This window comes from Castellaniella sp., from assembly GCF_034675845.1.
In the GTDB taxonomy this organism is placed as follows: domain Bacteria; phylum Pseudomonadota; class Gammaproteobacteria; order Burkholderiales; family Burkholderiaceae_B; genus Castellaniella.
Genome location: NZ_JAUCCU010000002.1, coordinates 413393 through 431707 on the forward strand (window position 1 = coordinate 413393; position 18315 = coordinate 431707).

Annotated in this window: 15 protein-coding genes and 1 pseudogene; 10 read left to right on the top strand and 6 right to left on the bottom strand. The window is 60.0% G+C overall.

The genetic code is table 11. From position 1 onward, the window contains the following. Positions 1–27 precede the first annotated feature (27 nt). Genes VDP81_RS13505 through VDP81_RS13520 form a run of 4 tightly spaced genes read left to right on the top strand, consistent with a single transcriptional unit; the run spans position 28 to position 3960 of the window. Positions 28–1125, top strand: coding sequence for a polyamine ABC transporter substrate-binding protein (locus VDP81_RS13505; RefSeq protein ID WP_323012596.1), 1098 nt, complete (start codon positions 28–30; stop codon positions 1123–1125). A 5-nt stretch (positions 1126–1130) separates the two neighbouring features. Continuing rightward, complete coding sequence (locus VDP81_RS13510) at positions 1131–2255, top strand: ABC transporter ATP-binding protein (RefSeq protein ID WP_322997355.1); 1125 nt, start codon at positions 1131–1133, stop codon at positions 2253–2255. Next, complete coding sequence (locus tag VDP81_RS13515; protein WP_322997356.1) at positions 2252–3151, top strand: ABC transporter permease subunit; 900 nt, start codon at positions 2252–2254, stop codon at positions 3149–3151. Before VDP81_RS13510 ends, VDP81_RS13515 begins: the two co-directional genes overlap by 4 nt. Next, positions 3151–3960: an ABC transporter permease subunit gene (locus tag VDP81_RS13520; RefSeq protein ID WP_322997357.1), complete on the top strand. Its 810-nt coding sequence runs from the start codon at positions 3151–3153 to the stop codon at positions 3958–3960. Before VDP81_RS13515 ends, VDP81_RS13520 begins: the two co-directional genes overlap by 1 nt. A gap of 31 nt (positions 3961–3991) precedes the next feature. On the opposite strand, the gene VDP81_RS13525 is transcribed toward VDP81_RS13520, so the two are convergent. Next, on the bottom strand, positions 3992–5464 hold the full coding sequence (locus tag VDP81_RS13525; RefSeq protein ID WP_323012597.1) for an inorganic phosphate transporter: 1473 nt from the start codon (positions 5462–5464) through the stop codon (positions 3992–3994). Positions 5465–5557: 93 nt separating this feature from the next. Between VDP81_RS13525 and VDP81_RS13530 the strand changes: the two genes are divergently transcribed. Genes VDP81_RS13530 through VDP81_RS13540 form a run of 3 tightly spaced genes read left to right on the top strand, consistent with a single transcriptional unit; the run spans position 5558 to position 7986 of the window. After that, a complete protein-coding gene (locus tag VDP81_RS13530; RefSeq protein WP_322997359.1) occupies positions 5558–6040 on the top strand; it encodes a hypothetical protein in 483 nt (160 codons plus the stop codon). Continuing rightward, positions 5980–6987: a hypothetical protein gene (locus tag VDP81_RS13535; RefSeq protein ID WP_323012598.1), complete on the top strand. Its 1008-nt coding sequence runs from the start codon at positions 5980–5982 to the stop codon at positions 6985–6987. Before VDP81_RS13530 ends, VDP81_RS13535 begins: the two co-directional genes overlap by 61 nt. Positions 6988–7017: 30 nt before the next feature. Beyond that, entirely contained in the window at positions 7018–7986 is a 969-nt protein-coding gene (locus tag VDP81_RS13540; protein WP_322997361.1) for an autotransporter outer membrane beta-barrel domain-containing protein, read from the top strand. On the opposite strand, the gene VDP81_RS13545 is transcribed toward VDP81_RS13540, so the two are convergent. Then, on the bottom strand, positions 7970–8722 hold the full coding sequence (locus VDP81_RS13545; RefSeq protein WP_323012599.1) for a carbonic anhydrase: 753 nt from the start codon (positions 8720–8722) through the stop codon (positions 7970–7972). The genes VDP81_RS13540 and VDP81_RS13545 overlap by 17 nt on opposite strands. A gap of 223 nt (positions 8723–8945) precedes the next feature. Between VDP81_RS13545 and rpiA the strand changes: the two genes are divergently transcribed. After that, the gene (rpiA, locus tag VDP81_RS13550) at positions 8946–9632 is read left to right on the top strand and encodes a ribose-5-phosphate isomerase RpiA (RefSeq protein ID WP_323012600.1); all 687 of its coding nucleotides are present in this window, start codon (positions 8946–8948) and stop codon (positions 9630–9632) included. 131 nt (positions 9633–9763) lie between these two features. After that, positions 9764–10483 (top strand): phosphate signaling complex protein PhoU, encoded by a 720-nt coding sequence (phoU, locus tag VDP81_RS13555; protein WP_322997363.1) that lies wholly within the window; start codon positions 9764–9766, stop codon positions 10481–10483. Between the two features lie 59 nt (positions 10484–10542). Here the strand turns inward: phoU and VDP81_RS13560 are convergent, their stop codons facing one another. Genes VDP81_RS13560 through argA form a run of 4 tightly spaced genes read right to left on the bottom strand, consistent with a single transcriptional unit; the run spans position 10543 to position 14249 of the window. Then, positions 10543–10815 carry an oxidative damage protection protein gene (locus VDP81_RS13560; protein WP_322997364.1) on the bottom strand — a complete coding sequence of 91 codons (273 nt, stop codon included), beginning with the start codon at positions 10813–10815 and terminating at the stop codon, positions 10543–10545. A gap of 51 nt (positions 10816–10866) precedes the next feature. Next, on the bottom strand, positions 10867–11781 hold the full coding sequence (rfbD, locus tag VDP81_RS13565) for a dTDP-4-dehydrorhamnose reductase (protein ID WP_322997365.1): 915 nt from the start codon (positions 11779–11781) through the stop codon (positions 10867–10869). Positions 11782–11796: 15 nt separating this feature from the next. Next, complete coding sequence (gene rfbB, locus VDP81_RS13570; RefSeq protein ID WP_323012601.1) at positions 11797–12861, bottom strand: dTDP-glucose 4,6-dehydratase; 1065 nt, start codon at positions 12859–12861, stop codon at positions 11797–11799. 32 nt (positions 12862–12893) lie between these two features. Beyond that, the gene (gene argA / locus VDP81_RS13575; RefSeq protein WP_322997367.1) at positions 12894–14249 is read right to left on the bottom strand and encodes an amino-acid N-acetyltransferase; all 1356 of its coding nucleotides are present in this window, start codon (positions 14247–14249) and stop codon (positions 12894–12896) included. A 221-nt stretch (positions 14250–14470) separates the two neighbouring features. Here argA and hrpA point away from each other — a divergent pair. Beyond that, positions 14471–18284: pseudogene (hrpA, locus tag VDP81_RS13580) on the top strand (ATP-dependent RNA helicase HrpA). The last annotated feature ends 31 nt before the right edge of the window (positions 18285–18315 follow it).

Consider the following 18315-nt stretch of genomic DNA (forward strand, 5'->3'; position numbering starts at 1 on the left):
GATTTACCTTTCTATGGGGACCTTGCCATGAAATTCGGCACCGTTAAAACCCTGTTGGCCGCCACCGCGCTGATTGCAGCCGGGTCGGTTCACGCCCAGGATTCTGTCGTCAATGTCTATAACTGGGCCGAATACACGGCGCCGGATACCTTGTCGGGCTTTGAGAAGGCCACGGGTATAAAAATCCGTTACGACGTCTACGACACCAACGACACCTTGCAGGCAAAACTGCTGACCGGAAAATCCGGCTATGACGTGGTTGTTCCGTCTACCCACTATGCCGCCCGACAGGTCCAGGGTGGTCTGTTTCAGAAGCTTGACCGCTCGAAGATTCCGAACTGGAAGAACCTGGACCCTGAACTGATGGCGCTGGTGGCCACGGTCGATCCCGGCAACCAGTACCTGGTCCCTTGGGGCTACGGCACCAATGGCCTGGGCTACAACGTCACCCAGGTGCAGGACATCATGGGGCCGGATGCGCCGCTGAACTCCTGGGACATGTTGTTCAAGCCCGAAAACGCAGCCAAGCTGCAATCTTGTGGGATTTCCGTTCTGGACGAGGCCGCCCAGGTATTTCCGGCCGCCCTGCATTATCTGGGCAAGGACCCCAATAGCAGCGAACCCAAGGACTACGAGGCCGCCTTCGAGCTGCTGCAGTCCATCCGCCCCTATATTCGTCAGTTCAGTTCTTCGGGCTATATCGACGAGCTTGCTTCCGGCGGACTGTGCATGGTGTATGGCTTTTCCGGCGATGTGATGATCGCTGCCGCCCGCGCCCGTGAGGCCGGCAAGACCTACGCCATCGAATACTACATCCCGCAGGGCGGGGCGCCGGTGTGGTTCGACACCATGGCCATCCCCAAGAGTGCAGAACACGTCGATGCGGCCCATGCCTTCATCAACTACATCGAGACCCCCGAAGTCCATGCGGCCATCACCAACACCATGTTCTATCCCAATGCCAACCAGGCTGCCCGGGAGTTCGTGGTCAAGGAAGTCGCCGACAACCCCATGATTTATCCCTCGCCAGAGGTCGCGCGCACGCTGTTTGTCATCCAGCCTCAGCCCATGAATATCCTGCGCCTGCAGACGAAGCTCTGGGCGCAGCTGAAAACCGGGCGTTGATGGCCATGCTGGACCCGCGTGGCATGCCCCGCCAGGGCGAGGCCGATGACTTCGTGCGCATCGAGGACGTTGTCAAGATCTTTGGCGATACGGTTGCGGTGCGCTCGGTCAGCCTGTCGGTGCGCCGCCACGAGATCTTTGCGCTGCTGGGCAGCTCGGGCTGCGGCAAATCGACCCTGCTGCGCATGCTGGCAGGCTTCGAGGAGCCGACGTCCGGGCGCATCATCCTGGATGATGAGGACATCACCAGCCTGCCGCCTTACCGGCGGCCGGTCAATATGATGTTTCAGTCCTACGCCTTGTTTCCCCACATGACGGTCGAGGCCAACGTGGCTTTTGGCCTGAAGCAAGAAGGCGTGCCGCGCCACGAGATCCATGAGCGCGTCTTCGAGGCCCTGGATCTGGTGCAAATGGCTGCTTATGCCCGGCGCAAGCCCCATCAGTTATCAGGCGGCCAGCAGCAGCGCGTGGCCTTGGCCCGCAGCCTGGTCAAACGCCCCAAGCTGCTGTTGCTGGACGAGCCCATGTCGGCCCTGGATAAACAAATCCGCCAGGCGACGCAGATCGAGCTCGTCAAAATCCTGGACCAGGTGGGTGTCACCTGCATCATGGTGACCCACGACCAGGAAGAAGCCATGACCATGGCCAGCCGCCTGGCGGTCATGACCGAAGGCCAGATCGTGCAGTGCGGCACGCCGCATGATGTGTATGCTTTTCCCAGCACCCGCTTTGTCGCGGGCTTTATTGGCTCCACCAATTTGTTCACCGGCACGATCGTGGTGGATGAGCCCGATCATGTGCAGATCGAGTCTGACGCCCTGTCGCGTCCGCTATTTGTCAGCCACGGCGTCAGCGAACCCCTGGGTATGGAGGTTCATGTCTCGATCCGGCCCGAGCAGATTCGGGTAGGTCGACAGGCGCCGGAAACCGACTCCAACTGGGGGCATGGCATGGTTTCGCATGTGGCCTGGATGGGCAGTTATGCGCGCTATCAGATTCGCCTGGATGCGGGCCAGATGATCGAGGCCAGCGTGCCCAGCCTGGTCTGGAGCCAGACCGAAGCCCCCGGCGTGGACGAGGAAATCTACGTCAGTTGGTCGCATGACGCAGGCACGGTGCTGGCCTCATGAACCTCAGCCGCCGTCCCAGTGCCCGGCAATGGGCGATTGCCTTGCCCTTTGCCTGGTTGACGCTGTTTTTACTGGTGCCTTTCTTGCTGGTCCTGAAAATCAGCTTTTCGGACCTGCAGTTTGGTATTCCGCCATATCTGCCGATTGCCACGTTTGCGGACGAAACCCTGTCGCTGGCGCTGCACCTGCGCGGCTATATTCTGCTGTTCACCGACAGCATGTATGTGGCGGTGTATCTGAATTCCGTCAAGATGGCGCTGGTGACCACGCTGTGCTGTGCGCTGATCGGCTACCCCATGGCCTATCAGATTGCGCGCTCGCGTCCCGCGCTGCGTAATCTGCTGCTGCTGGGGGTGATTCTGCCGTTCTGGACATCGCTGCTTTTGCGCGTGTATGCCTGGGTGGGGATATTGCGCAATGACGGCTTGCTGAATAATCTGCTGATGGGCATGGGGGTTATCGATACCCCCCTGGAGATCTACCGCACGGACCTGGCGGTGTATATCGGCCTGGTTTATGCCTATCTGCCGTTTTTCATCCTGCCGCTGTATGCCAATCTGGTCAAGCTCGATCACCGCCTGCTGGAAGCCGCCTATGACCTGGGGGCGCGACCCTGGCAGGTTTTTCTGCGGGTGACGTTGCCCCTGTCCATGCCGGGGGTGATTGCCGGCGCCATGCTGGTATTCATTCCGTCGGTGGGCGAATACGTCATCCCGGAAATGCTGGGCGGGGCCAATACCCTGATGATGGGTCGGGTCATGTGGAATGAATTCTTCAATAACGCCGATTGGCCCATGGCGGCGGCGGTCACCTGCGTGATGGTGCTGCTGTTGCTGGTGCCCTTGTCCATTTTCCAGTACAACCAGGCGCGCCAGATGATGGGTAGGGAGCACTGATGCGGCGTTCTTCCTGGTTCCGTTTTCTGTCATTGGTGGTGGGTTATGGGTTTCTGTATATTCCCATCGCCTGCCTGATGGTGTTTTCCTTCAATGATTCCACCTTGATGAATTCCTGGTCAGGGTTTTCGTTGCGCTGGTATCGGGCGCTGTTCGAGGATCAGGCGCTGCTTTCAGCGGCGCGCCTGTCCTTGTTGATTGCTTTGTTGACAGCCACCGCTGCTGTGGTGATCGGCACCTGGGCGGGTTATGTGTTGGCCAGAATGGGCCGGTTTCGTGGCTTTGGCCTGTATATCGGAATGTTGAGTGCGCCCTTGGTGATGCCGGAGGTCGTGCTGGGGATATCGCTGCTGCTGATGTTCGTGGAAATGTCCAACTTTCTGGGTTGGCCGGACGGCAATGGCCTGTTCACCATCTGGGTCGGGCACGTGACGCTGTGTACCGCCTATGTGGCGGTCATCATCCAGTCGCGCGTGCGCGACCTGGATCGTTCCCTGGAAGAAGCCGCCCTGGATTTGGGGGCCTCGCCGCTGAAGGTCTTTTTTACGATTACCCTGCCATTGATTGCGCCCGCGCTGATGGCCGCCTGGCTGCTGGCCTTTACGCTGTCTCTGGATGACGTGGTAGTGGCGGCATTCCTGTCAGGTCCTGGCTATACGACTTTGCCGCTGGAAGTCTTTTCCCGTGTGCGCCTGGGGTTGAAGCCCGAAATCAATGCCCTGGCAACGCTGTTCATCGTGCTGGTGGGCGTGATTGTCGTGGCGGTGAATCGGATGCAGATCCAGGCGGGAAAGCGTCAAGGGGGCTAAGATCCCGTGAGGGAAAGCCCCCGTTGTGCAGTCACATACCCAGCGCCAGCACGGTCAGGCTGAACAGCCCCCCCGACAGCAGCATGCTGGCGGGAAAGGTCAGCAGCCAAGCCAGCAGAATTGTGCGTACCGTGCCGTTGTGCAGGCCGCTGCGGTTGGCCACCATGGTGCCAGCTACCCCAGACGACAAGACCTGGGTGGTGGATACCGGCAGGCTGAACAGGTTGGCCACCCCGATGGCCCCCACGGCGGTAATCTGCGCGGCCATGCCCTGAGCGTAGGTCATGCCTTGTTTGCCGATTTTTTCGCCTACGGTAATCACCACACGCCGCCAGCCCACCATGGTGCCTATCCCCAGGGCCAGGGCGACGGCGGCAATCACCCATAGGGGAGCGTATTCGGCAGTGATGGTCAGGTCGCTGCGCAGGCGTTGCAAGTCTGCCGCTTCGGCGGCAGGCAAGACCTTCAAGCTGCCCACTTTTCTGGCAGTGTCGTCCAGACACAGCAAATAGCGGCGCATTTGCGCCCGGGCTTCAGGCGCCAGTGCGCGGTAGGTATGCACCCCGTCCAGGCTGAGGCGCACGGCTTGAATCGTGGATGGGGTATTGCTGGGGTCGCAGTGAAAATCAGGGGCCAAGGGGGTGGGGGCGCTTTGTAGCGCCAAAAAATCGCCCAGTACATTGGTATTGCGCTCATACAGGCTTTGCAGGTGTAGCGTGGCGTCGTAGGTGCGTTGGATTTGGTAGGGTGTGGCGGCGGGGTCCAGGATGAATTTGGCGGGCACGATCCCGATCAGTACCAGCATGATCAGGCCGATGCCTTTTTGTCCGTCGTTGGACCCATGCACAAAGCTGACGCTCATGGCGGACAACACCAGCACCAGACGATTCCAGAAGGGCGGGTGCTTTTTGTTGTCGATGGCACGGCGCTGTTCGGGCGTTTTATGCATTTTCGAATCCACAAAACCCTTTTTCAGAATCAACAGCATCAGGCCGGCCACAATAAAGCCGGCTATGGGCGAAATAATCAGCGATAAACCAATATCCAGTGCTTTGTCCCAGTTGACCCCGGTGCCCAGGGGCAGGTCGCCCAGCAGGGCATTGACCACGCCTACCCCCAAAATAGCCCCAATCAAGGTGTGCGAACTGGATGATGGAATGCCCAGATACCAGGTTCCCAGGTTCCAGACGATGGCCGCCACCAGGATGGAATACACCATGGCCAGGCTACGGCCGTTTTCCAGGTTGAGCAGAACGTCGATGGGCAGTAGATGCACAATGGCATAGGCCACCCCTACACCGCCCAGCAGCACTCCCAGGAAGTTGCAGATGCCAGAAAAAAACACCGCCAGGTGGGGTGGCATGGCCTTGGTGTAGATCACGGTGGCAACGGCATTGGCCGTATCGTGAAAGCCGTTGATGAATTCAAATGCCAGGACGAGCGCCAGCGCTAGCGCCAGGCTGAACCCGACAGCCAGCGGCAGTCCGGAGAATAAGTCGAACATAATAGGGATATGGTCAGGAGACGCGGCATTATTGCAAATTTTGCGGCGCTTGTTTTAAGGGCTTGTTGAGCGCGCTATCGTGCAGCGTGCAGCGTGCAGATCAATCTGGCATCCAAAGGCAATCAGGCTGGCCAGCAGAGCAGTATTAGCACCAGTGGGGTGCAGGCCATTGGCGTCGCCGCGCAAAGCATAGGCGGCTATGGGGGCAGTGCCGTCAAACAGGCAGGCCAAGGCGCTTCTGGCAATGCGGCCCAGATCAATGCTGACGTGAATACCCAGATTGTCACGACTGGTGCAGATGCCATGGGCATGCTGTCCCAGTCCATTGGTGGCGGAGGCGGCCAGGGGGCAGTTGCTTCAGATATTCTGGGCAGCAATTCATCCAGCAACCCGACCCTGTCGCTGGGCTGGGGCGGTTCGGTGGGTAATGGGGGCAATGGCGGGATCATCAACATGAACGCCGCCAATAGCAGCGTGGCTGTTTCTACGGCGGGCTATGATGCCCACGGTGTGGTGTGCAATCCATTGCAGGCGGTGGCGGGATCTATACCACAGGCGATAATGCGCATGGAGTGATTGCTCAATCCTTGGGGGCGCCGGGTAGTTTGGGGGGATATGGCGATGGCAGCTTTGCCGGGGCCATGCACTCGTTTACGTCAGGCAGTACGGAAGAACCGCTTAACTACAGCACTGGCGTGTCCCTGGAATTGAATGGAACTGTCCAGGTGCAGGGGCAAAATTCGTGGGGTGTCTTTGCTCAGTCCTATGGTGCCCAGCGGGTGGGTAATACTTTGCCCCCGGTGGGGATTTCAGTCTCTGGTGTGGTGTCGGGCGGGCAGACGCTTGCTGGCCAGTCGCCCACCGGGGGGGCCATCTGGATCGATAGCATTAGCAGGGTGCCGGGTGGGTTGACCAATCTGGTGATCATTCAACTAGGCGGTAAAGTCAGCGGTCAGGCAGGGCTGGCCGGGATTCAGTACACGGGCGACGGGTTCACGCGGATCTCCAATCAGGGTGAGCTGGATGGCAATCTCCTGGGGCCTACTGCCTCATCGACCGCGCTCAGTCTGTCCAATCAAGGTTCGTTTTCCGGGGCCACCCAGGTTCATGGCCATATTTTCAGTCAGGGCCAGGTGACGGTAGGTGCTGGCTTGGCTCGGGATACCTTGCGAGTGATGGGGGACTATATCCAGGACAGCCAGGGATGGTTGAATATAGGGACGGACTTTGTACCGGGTGCTGCCGATCAGTTGCAGGTAGAAGGCCGGGCCAGCCTCCAGGGCCGGGTACGTGTCCTGGCAAGTTCGCTGGTGCCTACCCGCGAACTGGGTTTCTTGCAGGCCCATGAGCTATCCTCGGATCTGACCGCGCAAGGCAGGTCTGATCTGTTTACCTACCGTGTGCACCAATCGGGCAGTTCCTTGGGGCTGTCGGTGGATCAGGCCAGATTCCGGCAGATGACTTCGGTGTATGGTCTGGGTCAGAACCTGGGTGCAGTCAGGCAGCATTTGCAGGATATCTAGGACCGGGGCAGCAACGAAAAGCTGGGCGGCTTGTATGCGCTGCTGGATGGGGCGGCCGGTCTGGGTAGTACCCGCTATGCCAGCGCCTTGAATGATCTTTCGCCGGGCGTGTTGGCCGCGCCTGCCGCCCTGAAGACCCGCGCCATGACGTCATTTGCCGATACCCTGATGCGTTGCCCGGAACAGACAGGGCTCGGCTTGCGATCGGACCCGCAGCAGTGTACCTGGGGGCGGATCATCGGAAACACGTCGCGGGTGGATGGCAGTGGTGGCAATCCTGGTTTCAAATCCGATAGTGTTGCCTATCAGATCGGCTGGCAGCGCAGCCTTGCTCCGGCCTGGACCCTGGGGGTGGTTGGCGCCTATGAACACCAATCGATTCGCGCTGACCAACAACGCCAGCACCTGAAGGGGGATACCGGGTATTTGGGGGCCGTGACGGGCAGCTACGGTAAATTCGACAACACGCGCGATGTGGCCGTTCTGGGGCTACAGGGCAGCAGCAGTTCCCGCGTTGCATCGATCGGTCAGCGCCTGCGAGTGGATTACACCCAGGCCTTGTCCAACGCCTATATCAAGCCCTTTGTGAATCTGGATGTGGTGTATACGCGCATGCCATCGTTTAGCGAGACTGGGGCCGGGGCGGCCGACCTGTACATAGAGAGCAACCAGCAATGGTCCGCCATCCTGACCCCGGGCCTGGAAATTGGCGGGCGCTTCGAATTGAATAGCGGCTATGTGGTTCAGCCGTATGCCAGCATCGGGGTTGCGCTGGCCAGTACGGATCAATGGAATACGCGGGCGCGATTCGCGCTGGCCCCATCCGGCACGGATATGTTTGATTCCGAGCTGAATACCGGGCGCGTGTCGGGCCAGTTGTCCGCCGGAGTGCAGGTTTCCAGCAAAAATGGTCTGGATCTCAGGTTGCAGTATGACGGACAGTTGTCCAGCCAGACCCGGAGTCATGCCGGGTCGCTGCAGGCTAGCTGGCGGTTTTGAGCTGAAAATCCACCTTGCCGGTATCCAGGCGGTAGACGCCGCCGATGATTTTCAGTTTCCCGGCCTGTTGCGCCTGTCGGATGATGGCGGATTGGGTGCTCAGGCTGGCGACGTTATCCTGGACGTTTTGGGTGATGGCGGCGTCCAGCAACTGAGTCGGATGCTGTGATTGCGCCTGTTTGACCGCCGGAGCGATGGCGTTGGCCAGGCTTTGGATGTGTCCCGGAAAATGGGTGCCCTGGGTCACGGCCTTCACGGCGGCATCTACCGCGCCGCAGCGGTCATGCCCCAATACCAGAATGACGGGCACATTCAAGACAGCCACGGCGTATTCCAGGCTGCCCAGCATGTCGTCGTTGGCGAAATTTCCCGCCACACGGGCGATGAACAGGTCGCCCCGACCGGCGTCGAAAGTGTATTCCGGGGCCACTCGGGAATCCGCACAGCCCAGGATAGCGGCATAAGGGTTCTGTCCGCCCGCCAGTGCGGCACGGTCATGGGTGAAGTTGTGCCGCAGCCTGACGCCCGAAGCGTAGCGTTGGTTGCCTTCCATCAGCCGTTGAATGGCCGCGTCCGGAGTCAAGACGTTGTCTGGTTTCGGGGGGCTGGCGGCCCAGGCGACAGGGCTGAGGCCGCTGAGCCCCGCTGTGGTCATCAGGGACAGCGCAGTCGTGGCGCGTAAGAAATCGCGGCGAGATGTGACTTTTGGCTGCTGACAGGACATGGCATCACACATGATATTTCCTTGATGGAAGGTAAAGAGCCCTATCAGGGCTGTTTGCGACAGCGCCTCCAGGGTAGGGCTAGCGCTTGAAGCTTCTGTTTTTTCGCTTGTTTTGTCCACTGATATTTATACTGAGGCGCAGGGTAGCCCGCCTGAAAGGGATCAGGGGCTTGTCAAAACCGATGCCAAACGCGCTTAAAATAGGCCGATTTATCACCCAGACCGGATATCGCTCATGTTTACCCAGGATCAACTCAAACAACAGGTCGCGCAGGCTGCGCTGGATTATGTGCTGCCACAGTTGCAGCCTGACAGCATTCTGGGGGTGGGCACCGGCTCTACCGTGGATTTGTTCATTGATTTGCTGGCGGCGCATCGGGCTGCGTTTCATGCGGCAGTCTCCAGTTCCGAGCGCAGTACCCGCCGCCTGCAGGCGGCAGGCATTGCCGTGCTGGACCTGAACGACGTCAAAAGCATGGCTTTGTATGTGGATGGCGCAGACGAAATCGATCATCAGCTGAATATGATCAAGGGCGGGGGCGGGGCCTTGACCCGCGAAAAAATAGTCGCATCGGTCGCTGACCGCTTTGTCTGCATTGTGGATGAGTCCAAGCTGGTCGAGCAACTGGGCGGTTTTGACCTGCCCATCGAGATCATTCCATTGGCCCGCGAGGCCGTGATCCGTGAAATCCGCCAACTGGGGGGGGGGCCGCAGTTGCGCGATGGTTTTATCACCGATAACGGCAATCAGATTCTGGATGTGGCGGGGTTGTACTACGAAAACGATCCAGCCGCCTTCGAGGCCATGCTCAATAATATTCCCGGCATTGTCTGCTGCGGCCTGTTTGCCATCTCCGGTGCCCATGTGGCCCTGGTGGCCGGTCAAAACGGCGTGTCCCGCCTGGAACTCCAGGACGACTGAGCCTGTCATTCAGTTGTCATATCCGCCTGCTATCCTGAACATCACATGGCGCCACCTTCACAATCCCTTGATGGGATGGTACGCTGTGTCCTTGTTACATTCGCCTCGAAAGCAGGCAGTCAGAGGTCTCTATGCTGGAACACACTAACAAGCAATTTCACACCGAGCTCGAAACCACGCGCTCCATGTTCCTGCAAATGGGTGGGCTGGTCGAATCCATGGTGCTGGATGGCATCCAGGCTCTGTCCGAGGGTGAACTCCAACTGGTTGATCGGGTGCGCGAACACGAAAAACAGGTCAACCAATTCGAGGTCGACATCGACGAGCGCATCAGCCAGCTGATTGCCCGCAACCAGCCTACCGCAGGCGATTTGCGCCTGCTGCTGTCGATCTCCAAGATGCTGACCGACATGGAACGCTGTGGTGATGAGGCCGAAAAAATCGCCAAGGTCGCGCGCCGTCTGCATGAAGCCGATTCCGCCTACGAACCCGTGGTCGAATTGCGCCACATGGCCGATGCGGTGGCCAGCATGATACGCGCCGCGCTGGATGCCTTTGCCCGCGAAGACCCCGTGGCCGCCGCCCAGGTGGTGCGCAACGACAAAGACGTGGACAAGGAATGGAAGGCTTCCTTGCGTCACATCATTACCTACATGATCGAGGACCCGCGCACGATCTCGCATTCCATTGATTTGATCTTCATCGCCCGGGCCCTGGAACGTATCGGCGACCATGCCAAGAACATGTCCGAACGTGTCATCTACATGGTGCGCGGTGATGATGTGCGCCACACCGGGGTCAACAACACCGAACGCATGGCGCGCGGAGAACCAGCCCAGCCGCGCGACTAAGCGTATAAGGCAAAACGAGGGGCGGCCACGCTTGGAAGCGTGGCCGCCCCTCGTTTTATTCAGGCACTAGGCGGAGTATAGCCCTGGGCCTCGACATCCTGATCATCAAATAAGAATGCCTGCATGCGCTCGGCCAGGAATTTCCGCGCCTCGGGCTCGGCCAAGCTGAGGTGGTTTTCGTTGACCAGCCGGGTCTGGATATCCAGCCATTTGGCCCAGGCGTCCCGGGAGATTTCGCGCCAGATGCGCGCCCCGATTTCGCCCGGATAGGGGGGGTAGTCCAGGCCGGGGGCCTCGCGGTCCAGTTTTCGGCAATGAATCATGCGGGGCATAGTCGTCGGATCTCGTGGTTGAATCAATCAGTGAGCAGGTATCGTCGCCGGTCAGGTGGCTTCGTTGCGCCAGGTATCCAGCACCTGGCCCAGGCCTATGCGCCAGTCGCGCGCTATCGGCCCTAGCAAGGTATCCAGGCGGGAACAATCCAGGCGGCTGTTGGCAGGCCGAGGCTCGGGGGATGGCCAGGCTGTGGCTTGGATGGCTTCCAGAGTAGGCACTTTTTTCAGCATATCGCGCTTCAGGGCTTGCTGAAAAATCTCCTGGGCAAAACCATGCCAGCTGACATCCGGTGCGCCACTGCAATGGTATAGGCCCCCGGGGGTATCCAGGCCGGGGGTGTGCAATCGCAGGGCCAATTGGTGCAGGGCTTGCGCCAGATGACCGGCCCAGGTGGGGCCGCCGACCTGATCATCGATTACCTGCAGATGGTCGCGTTGAGCGCCCAGGCGCAGCATGGTGCGCACGAAATTTCCGCCCCAGGCGCTGAACACCCAGCTGGTGCGTAGAATCAGGGCATCGGGGGCATGCTGCAAAATGGCTTGCTCGCCCAGGAGTTTGCTGCGGCCATACGTGTTCAAGGGGGCCGGGGTGTCGTCCACGCGATAGGGCCGGTCCAGGGTGCCATCGAATACATAATCCGTGGACACATGCAACAAGTGCATGCGGCGGGCAGCACAGTGTCGGGCCAGCAGGGCGGGAGCATGGGCGTTGATGGCCATCGCGGCGTCGGGCTCGGTGGCGGCGCGGTCTACTGCCGTGTAGGCTGCGGCATTGATCAGGCAGTCCGCCGGGTGCTGGTCGAGCCAGCGGGCCACGGCAGCGTCGTCTGTGATGTCCAGATGTTCGCGGTCGGTGAACGCATAGGTGATGTGGCTGGCCTGAGACGCGGCCAGCGTCTGCAGCGAGTGGCCCAACTGGCCGTTGGCGCCGGTCACCAGAATATGCAAGGGTGTTTTGGTCATAAAAGATTCCGGAAATCAGGACACCAGGCCCAGGCGTTGGCGCTGGTAGCTGCCATCCTGGACATTGCGGCACCAATCGTGGTTGGCCAGGTACCACAGCACGGTTTTGCGCAGCCCGCTGGTAAAGGTTTCCTGCGGGGTCCAGCCCAGTTCGTGTTGGATTTTGCTGGCGTCGATGGCGTAGCGCAAATCGTGGCCTGGCCGATCCGTGACATGGGTGATCAGGTCGCGGTAATGCGTCACGCCGGCGGGGTGCTGGGGGGCCAGTTCTTCCAGCAGGTCGCAGATGGCGTGCACCACCTCGATGTTGCGCTGTTCATTATGGCCGCCGATGTTGTAGGTCTCACCCGGAACGCCGGTTTCCAGGACGCGCAGCAGGGCACAGGCATGGTCTTCGACGTAGAGCCAATCGCGGACCTGCAGGCCCTGGCCGTAGACCGGCAATGGCTTACCTTCCAGGGCATTCAGGATGACCAGCGGAATCAGCTTTTCCGGGAAATGGTAGGGGCCATAATTGTTTGAACAGTTCGTCACCAGCACAGGCAGCCCATAGGTGCGTTGCCAGGCTCGCACCAGATGGTCCGATCCGGCCTTGCTGGCCGAGTAGGGTGAGCTGGGTGCGTAAGGCGTGGTTTCAGTGAACAGGTCGTCAGTGCCGTCCAGGTCGCCGTAGACCTCGTTGGTGGAGATATGGTGCAGGCGGAACGCCGATTTTGCGGCGTCATCCAGTGTGTTCCAGTATTGGCGGGTGGCTTCCAGCAGCGTATAGGTGCCCACCATATTTGTCTGGATGAAGGCCGAAGGCCCCTCAATCGAGCGATCCACGTGGGATTCGGCAGCCAGGTGCATGACCGCGTCCGGGCGGTGTCGGCTAAAGACCCCGGCCATCCCGGCGGCATCGCAAATATCCAGGTGTTCGAAGGCATAGCGCGGGCTGTCGGCAATCGGCGACAAGGATTCCAGGTTGCCAGCGTAGGTCAGCTTATCGACATTGACGACGGTATGTTCCGTCTGCTTGATCAGATGACGAATCAGGGCCGAGCCGATAAAGCCCGCGCCGCCCGTAACTAGGATTTTCATCGTGGGGTTCTCGTGCGAATAACAGGAATGGTTTACAGCCTTTTGATGAAAATCAGGCTGTTGCGTGAGTGATTATAGTGGGCGCGTTTTTCGTAGGGCAGGTCGGATACCCCCCCTTGGACAAAGCCGCGCTTCAGAAACCAGTGCGAGGTGCGGGTGGTCAGCACGAACAGGCGCTTGGCCCCCAGCGATCGGGCGCTGGCCTCGGCGTGGCGCAGGAGCTTTTCGCCGTCGCCCGTGCCTTGCCATTCGGGGTGTACGATCAGGCAGGCCATTTCGGCCATGCTGTCCTTGGCATAAGGGATGACGGAGACGCAGCCGTAGATCACGCCATCGTGTTCCAGCACGGTAAACCTTTCCACGTCGCGCTCGATGACGGCGCGTCCGCGCGGCACCAGCGTGCCATCGGCTTCCAGCGGCTCGATCAGCTGCACGATGGCACCGACGTCATCGGCCATGGCGGGGCGCAGGTCTTCCAGGGTGTCTTCGACCACCATGGTGCCCACCCCATCGTGGGTGAAAATTTCCAGCAGGATGCTGCCATCCAGTGTGTAGGGCACCAAATGCGCCCGCGCCACGCCGCGTTTGACCGCCAGCGAGGCATGGCGCAAAAAGGCCGTGGTGTCTTCGTCCAGGATATTCTGGGCCAGAAGGTCGTCTGCGTCCTTGCGGGCCAGCTCGGTGTCTACTGAGCCGTCCATTTCGGTCACGGTGCGGTTTTGTGTCAGGAAAATCAATTTTTCTGCCCGCAGGGCCACGGCGGCGTTGGTGGCCAGGTCTTCCATCGCCAGATTAAAGGCCTCGCCGGTGGGTGAAAATCCCAGCGGCGACAGCAGCACGATGGCGCCTTGGCTGATCACGTTGTGCATGGCGTCGATATCCAGCTTGCGCACGGTGCCGGCGCGGCGGTAGTCCACGCCATCAATCACGCCCACGGGCCGGGCCGTCACGAAATTGCCGGACATTACCCGGATTTTGGCGTGCGACATGGGCGTATTGGGCAGCCCTTGGCTGAAGGCAGCCTCGATATCCAGGCGGATTTCGCCGGCGGCTTCCTTGGCGCATTCCAGGGCTTCCGGAGTGGTGGTCTCGGTGCCGCGGCCAAACTGCGTGGTATATCCTTTCAGACGCAGTTGTTCGTTGACCTGAGGACGCGAACCATGCACCAGGACGAGCTTGACCCCCAGGGCCGACAGCAGTGACAGGTCGGCCACCAGGGCTTCCAGGCCATTGTCCTCGATGAGTTCTCCGCCAAAAGCCACGACAAAGGTCTTGCCTCGAAAATCGTGTACATAGGGCGCGACTTCGCGAAACCAGCGCACGAACTGGGCCGGGGCGAATTCGGGGGCATCCTGGGCGGAATAGGTATCGGTTTCTGTGGCGCTCATGACAAAGACTGGTGACGGTAAGGTAGCTGACTCTCGAAATTATAATGAGGGATTGCACTTTGCTGACAGCAGTGTCGGTCAGGCTGGGCAGTATCGGGCTTTATAGAGCCAGCCGACTCATCTTATTCGTGGAATTTTCCGTTTTGCCAGAAACCCCAGTACCAAAAACCGATCGAGCATCCCGTGGCCCGCGCCCCGCGTCGACAGCGTCTGATCAAGCAGTGCCCAGCCGTAGTCGCAGGACGCGCCCAGCGGTGCCACCGGCACCCGCTGGCGCCGGTGATCGGCCGCTGCCGACGATCAGCTATCCAGAAGACTTGCCTGTCAGTGCCTGCCGCCAGGAGATCGCCCAGGCCATTGCCGATCATCCTGTAGTGATTGTCTGCGGTGAAACTGGTTCGGGCAAGACTACGCAGCTCCCTAAAATCTGCCTGGAATTGGGGCGTGGCCGTCAGGGGATGATCGGGCATACTCAGCCCCGCCGCTTGGCGGCGACTTCCGTGGCTCAGCGTGTGGCCGAAGAGCTGCACACCGAACTGGGCGATTGGGTGGGCTATCAAATCCGTTTCAGTGACCGGTCTGGTCCCGCGACCGCCATCAAGCTGATGACGGACGGGATTTTGCTGGCGGAAACCCAACGCGACCCTTTGTTGCGCCGTTATGACACCCTGATCATTGACGAAGCCCACGAGCGCAGCCTGAACATTGATTTCCTCTTGGGGTTTTTAAAGCGGCTGTTGGCCCGGCGGCGAGACCTCAAGCTCATCATCACTTCGGCCACGATTGATGCGGATCGGTTTGCTCGCCATTTTGGCACTGAGGCCAAGCCTGCGCCCGTGATTCAGGTATCCGGGCGCTTGTATCCGGTTGAAATGCGCTACCGGCCGGTGCGGCCCGATGACCTTCAGGCCGATGCCGTCAGCCAGAGCGACGAGGAGCGTGATCTGGTCGATGCCGTGGTCGATGGGGTGGATGAGTGCGCCCGCCATGGCACGGGTGATGTGCTGGTGTTTTTGCCTGGCGAGCGCGAAATCCGCGAATGTGCCGAGGCCTTGCGTAAGCGCCATCCTGCCGGCGCTCTGGTTTTGCCGCTGTACGCCCGCTTGTCACGTGCCGAGCAGGAACAGATTTTTCATCCGCGCAGCAATCTGCGGCGCATTGTGCTGGCCACGAACGTGGCCGAGACCTCGCTGACCGTCCCTGGCATCCGCTATGTGGTCGATAGCGGCTTGGCGCGTATCAAGCGCTATTCCTGGCGCAGCAAGGTCGAGCAATTGCGGATCGAGCCCATCAGCCAGGCCTCGGCCAATCAGCGGGCAGGCCGTTGCGGTCGCCTGGGGCCTGGCGTGTGCATCCGCCTGTATGCCGAGCAGGATTTCAAACAACGCGCCCCATTCACCGATCCGGAAATTCTGCGTTCGTCGCTGGCATCGGTAATTTTGCGCATGAAAGCTTTGCGACTGGACGATGTGGAGGCCTTTCCCTTCGTCGAGCCACCCACCGGTCGCGCGATTGCCGATGGCTACCAGCTGTTGCAGGAACTCGGCGCCTTGGACGAGCGCAACCACTTGACCGCCGTGGGCCGGATTTTGGCCAAATTGCCGGTGGACCCGCGGATTGCCCGCATGATTTATGCCGCGCACGATCAGCAATGCCTGACCGAGGTCCTGGTCATTGCCGCTGCCTTGTCCATTCAGGACCCGCGAGAACGGCCCATGCAGGCTCGTGAGGCAGCCGACAATGCCCACGCTCAGTTTCGCGACAAGCAATCCGAATTTCAAACGTGGCTGAAACTTTGGGCCTGGTATGGCGAACAAGTCGCGCATAAGGCCTCTCAGCGCAAGCTGGTGGATCAGTTGCGGGCAAAATTTCTATCGCCCATTCGCCTGCGCGAATGGCATGACACGCACGTTCAGTTGCTGACACTGGCGCGCGAGCAGGGCTGGCGCTTGAACCAGACTCCGGCCACCCGCGAACAACTGCACATGGCCTTGCTGGCGGGTTTGCTGGGCAATATCGGCATGAAATCGGATGACGCCAATTTATATCAGGGCGCGCGGGATATCCGTTTTGCCATTCATCCGGGTTCGCCCCTGCAGAAAAAGGCGGGGCGCTGGGTGTTGGCAGCGGAATTGGTTGAAACCACGCGCTTGTATGCCCGCTGTGTGGCGCAGATCGAACCAACCTGGGTAGAACGAGCGGGCGCCCATTTGCTGAAAAAAGCCTGGTCCGATCCGCGTTGGGAAAAAAAAGGCCGGCCAGGTGGTGGCCAATGAACGCGGTACCGTTTACGGCCTGCCGGTGTATACCGGGCGGCGCGTGCACTATGGCCGCGTTGATCCGCAGGCCGCCCGTGAAATTTTCATCCGGGATGCCCTGGTGCAGGGCGACATCGACAGCAAGTTGCCCTTCATCACGCATAATCGCCGCTTGATTACGGCGATAGAACGTCTGGAGCACCAGAGCCGCCGCCCGGATATTCTGGTCGATGATGCACTGATTTATGCTTTTTATGATCAGCAGATCCCTCAGGATATCTGCCAGACGGCGACCTTGGAGGCTTGGTTCGGCCAGTTGGATGCGGTCCAGACCGAGCGCTTGAGACTGAACCGCGACGAATTGATGCAGCATGATGCGGCCGGGGTGACCACTGAGGTCTTTCCGCGTCGCCTGTCCTGGGCAGGAACAGAGCTGGCGGTGGATTATCACTTTGAACCGGGTTCCCCCCGTGATGGCATGACCTTGACGGTGCCGCTGTTTACGCTGAACCAGATCGAGTCATCGCGCTGTGAGTGGCTGGTGCCGGGGATGTTGAAGGAAAAAGTCCATCTGTTGCTGAAGTCGCTGCCGCAGAAGTTGCGTCGCCATTGCGTGCCACTGCCGGACTACGCTGCGGGGTTTCATGACCGGTGGTTTGAACGTGCTGCCGATCCTGGCCTGGGCCTGCTGGAGGCGATTGCACAGGATGTCTGGGATGAGTGCCGGATACGGCTGGCCATCACTGACTTCAAGCTCGAAACTCTGCCGGCCCACTTGTTCATGAACTTCAAAGTCGTCGATGAGCACGGTCGTATGCTGTCTGGCGGGCGCAGCCTGGATCAACTGCGGGCAGAGCATGGCCGTGAAGCCCAGGCCTCGTTTCAGCAGTTGGCCGCCAGAGACCAGCAGGTGGCCCAGGTGCTGGAGCATGAGAATCTGACGGCCTGGACGTTTGGTGCTTTGCCGGAGCTGCTGGAAATTCATCGGGGCGGCCAATCCCTGATCGGTTATCCAGCCTTGCGTGATCGAGGAGAGTCCTGCGACCTGGATGTATTTGATGATCCGCAGCAGGCGCGGCGCGTTCATGCGGCAGGCCTGCGCCGGTTGTTTCGCCTGGCCCTGCGCGAGCAGGTGCGCTACCTGGAAAAAAACCTGCCCGACCTGACCCGCATGGCCATGTTGTACATGGATTTAGGCAGCCAGCAGGACTTGCGCGACCAGTTGATCGATGCCGCCATTGATCAGGCTTGCCTGATGGAGCCCTGGCCCGAATCGGCTGAATCCTTTGCCCAGCGCAGCGAAGACGCTCGCACACGCCTGAATCTGTTGGCCCAGGAACTCGCCCGACTGGTGGCGCTCGTCTTGCAGGAGCGTACTGCACTGCAGAAAAAACTGCCGCAGGCCAAGTCCTGGCCCGCCGCGCAGCAGGATATGCGTCAACAGTTGGATGCTTTGGTGGGCGCCCACTTCATTCAACAGACACCGGCCGAGCAGTTGAAACATCTGCCACGCTATCTCAAGGCGGCCCAGATGCGGATTGATAAATTACGCGAAGATCCGGCGCGTGACGCCCGTCTGATGGCAGAGATGGCCTTGTTGATTGCCCCCTGGCAGCGCGCCCGGATAGCCTTGAAGGGCGCCCCCGATGCGCAGCTGGACGCATTTCGCTGGCAGTTGGAAGAGCTGCGTGTCGCTCTGTTTGCCCAGACTTTGCGCACCCCTTTCCCGGTTTCGGTCAAGCGCCTGCAAAAAGCCTGGTCTGCCATGCCGCGCTAAATGGGTCACCACCTATCCTTCAGTACAATCC

Bases quoted from the DNA above. Each gene is read 5' to 3' on its own strand.
- argA (WP_322997367.1), bottom strand. From the start codon at position 14,249: ATGAGCGCCACAGAAACCGATACCTATTCCGCCCAGGATGCCCCCGAA.
- VDP81_RS13560 (WP_322997364.1), bottom strand. From the start codon at position 10,815: ATGCCCCGCATGATTCATTGCCGAAAACTGGACCGCGAGGCCCCCGGC.
- VDP81_RS13505 (WP_323012596.1), top strand. From the start codon at position 28: ATGAAATTCGGCACCGTTAAAACCCTGTTGGCCGCCACCGCGCTGATT.
- VDP81_RS13525 (WP_323012597.1), bottom strand. From the start codon at position 5,464: ATGTTCGACTTATTCTCCGGACTGCCGCTGGCTGTCGGGTTCAGCCTG.
- rfbB (WP_323012601.1), bottom strand. From the start codon at position 12,861: ATGAAAATCCTAGTTACGGGCGGCGCGGGCTTTATCGGCTCGGCCCTG.
- VDP81_RS13515 (WP_322997356.1), top strand. From the start codon at position 2,252: ATGAACCTCAGCCGCCGTCCCAGTGCCCGGCAATGGGCGATTGCCTTG.
- rfbD (WP_322997365.1), bottom strand. From the start codon at position 11,781: ATGACCAAAACACCCTTGCATATTCTGGTGACCGGCGCCAACGGCCAG.
- VDP81_RS13545 (WP_323012599.1), bottom strand. From the start codon at position 8,722: ATGTGTGATGCCATGTCCTGTCAGCAGCCAAAAGTCACATCTCGCCGC.
- phoU (WP_322997363.1), top strand. From the start codon at position 9,764: ATGCTGGAACACACTAACAAGCAATTTCACACCGAGCTCGAAACCACG.
- VDP81_RS13520 (WP_322997357.1), top strand. From the start codon at position 3,151: ATGCGGCGTTCTTCCTGGTTCCGTTTTCTGTCATTGGTGGTGGGTTAT.
- rpiA (WP_323012600.1), top strand. From the start codon at position 8,946: ATGTTTACCCAGGATCAACTCAAACAACAGGTCGCGCAGGCTGCGCTG.
- VDP81_RS13510 (WP_322997355.1), top strand. From the start codon at position 1,131: ATGCTGGACCCGCGTGGCATGCCCCGCCAGGGCGAGGCCGATGACTTC.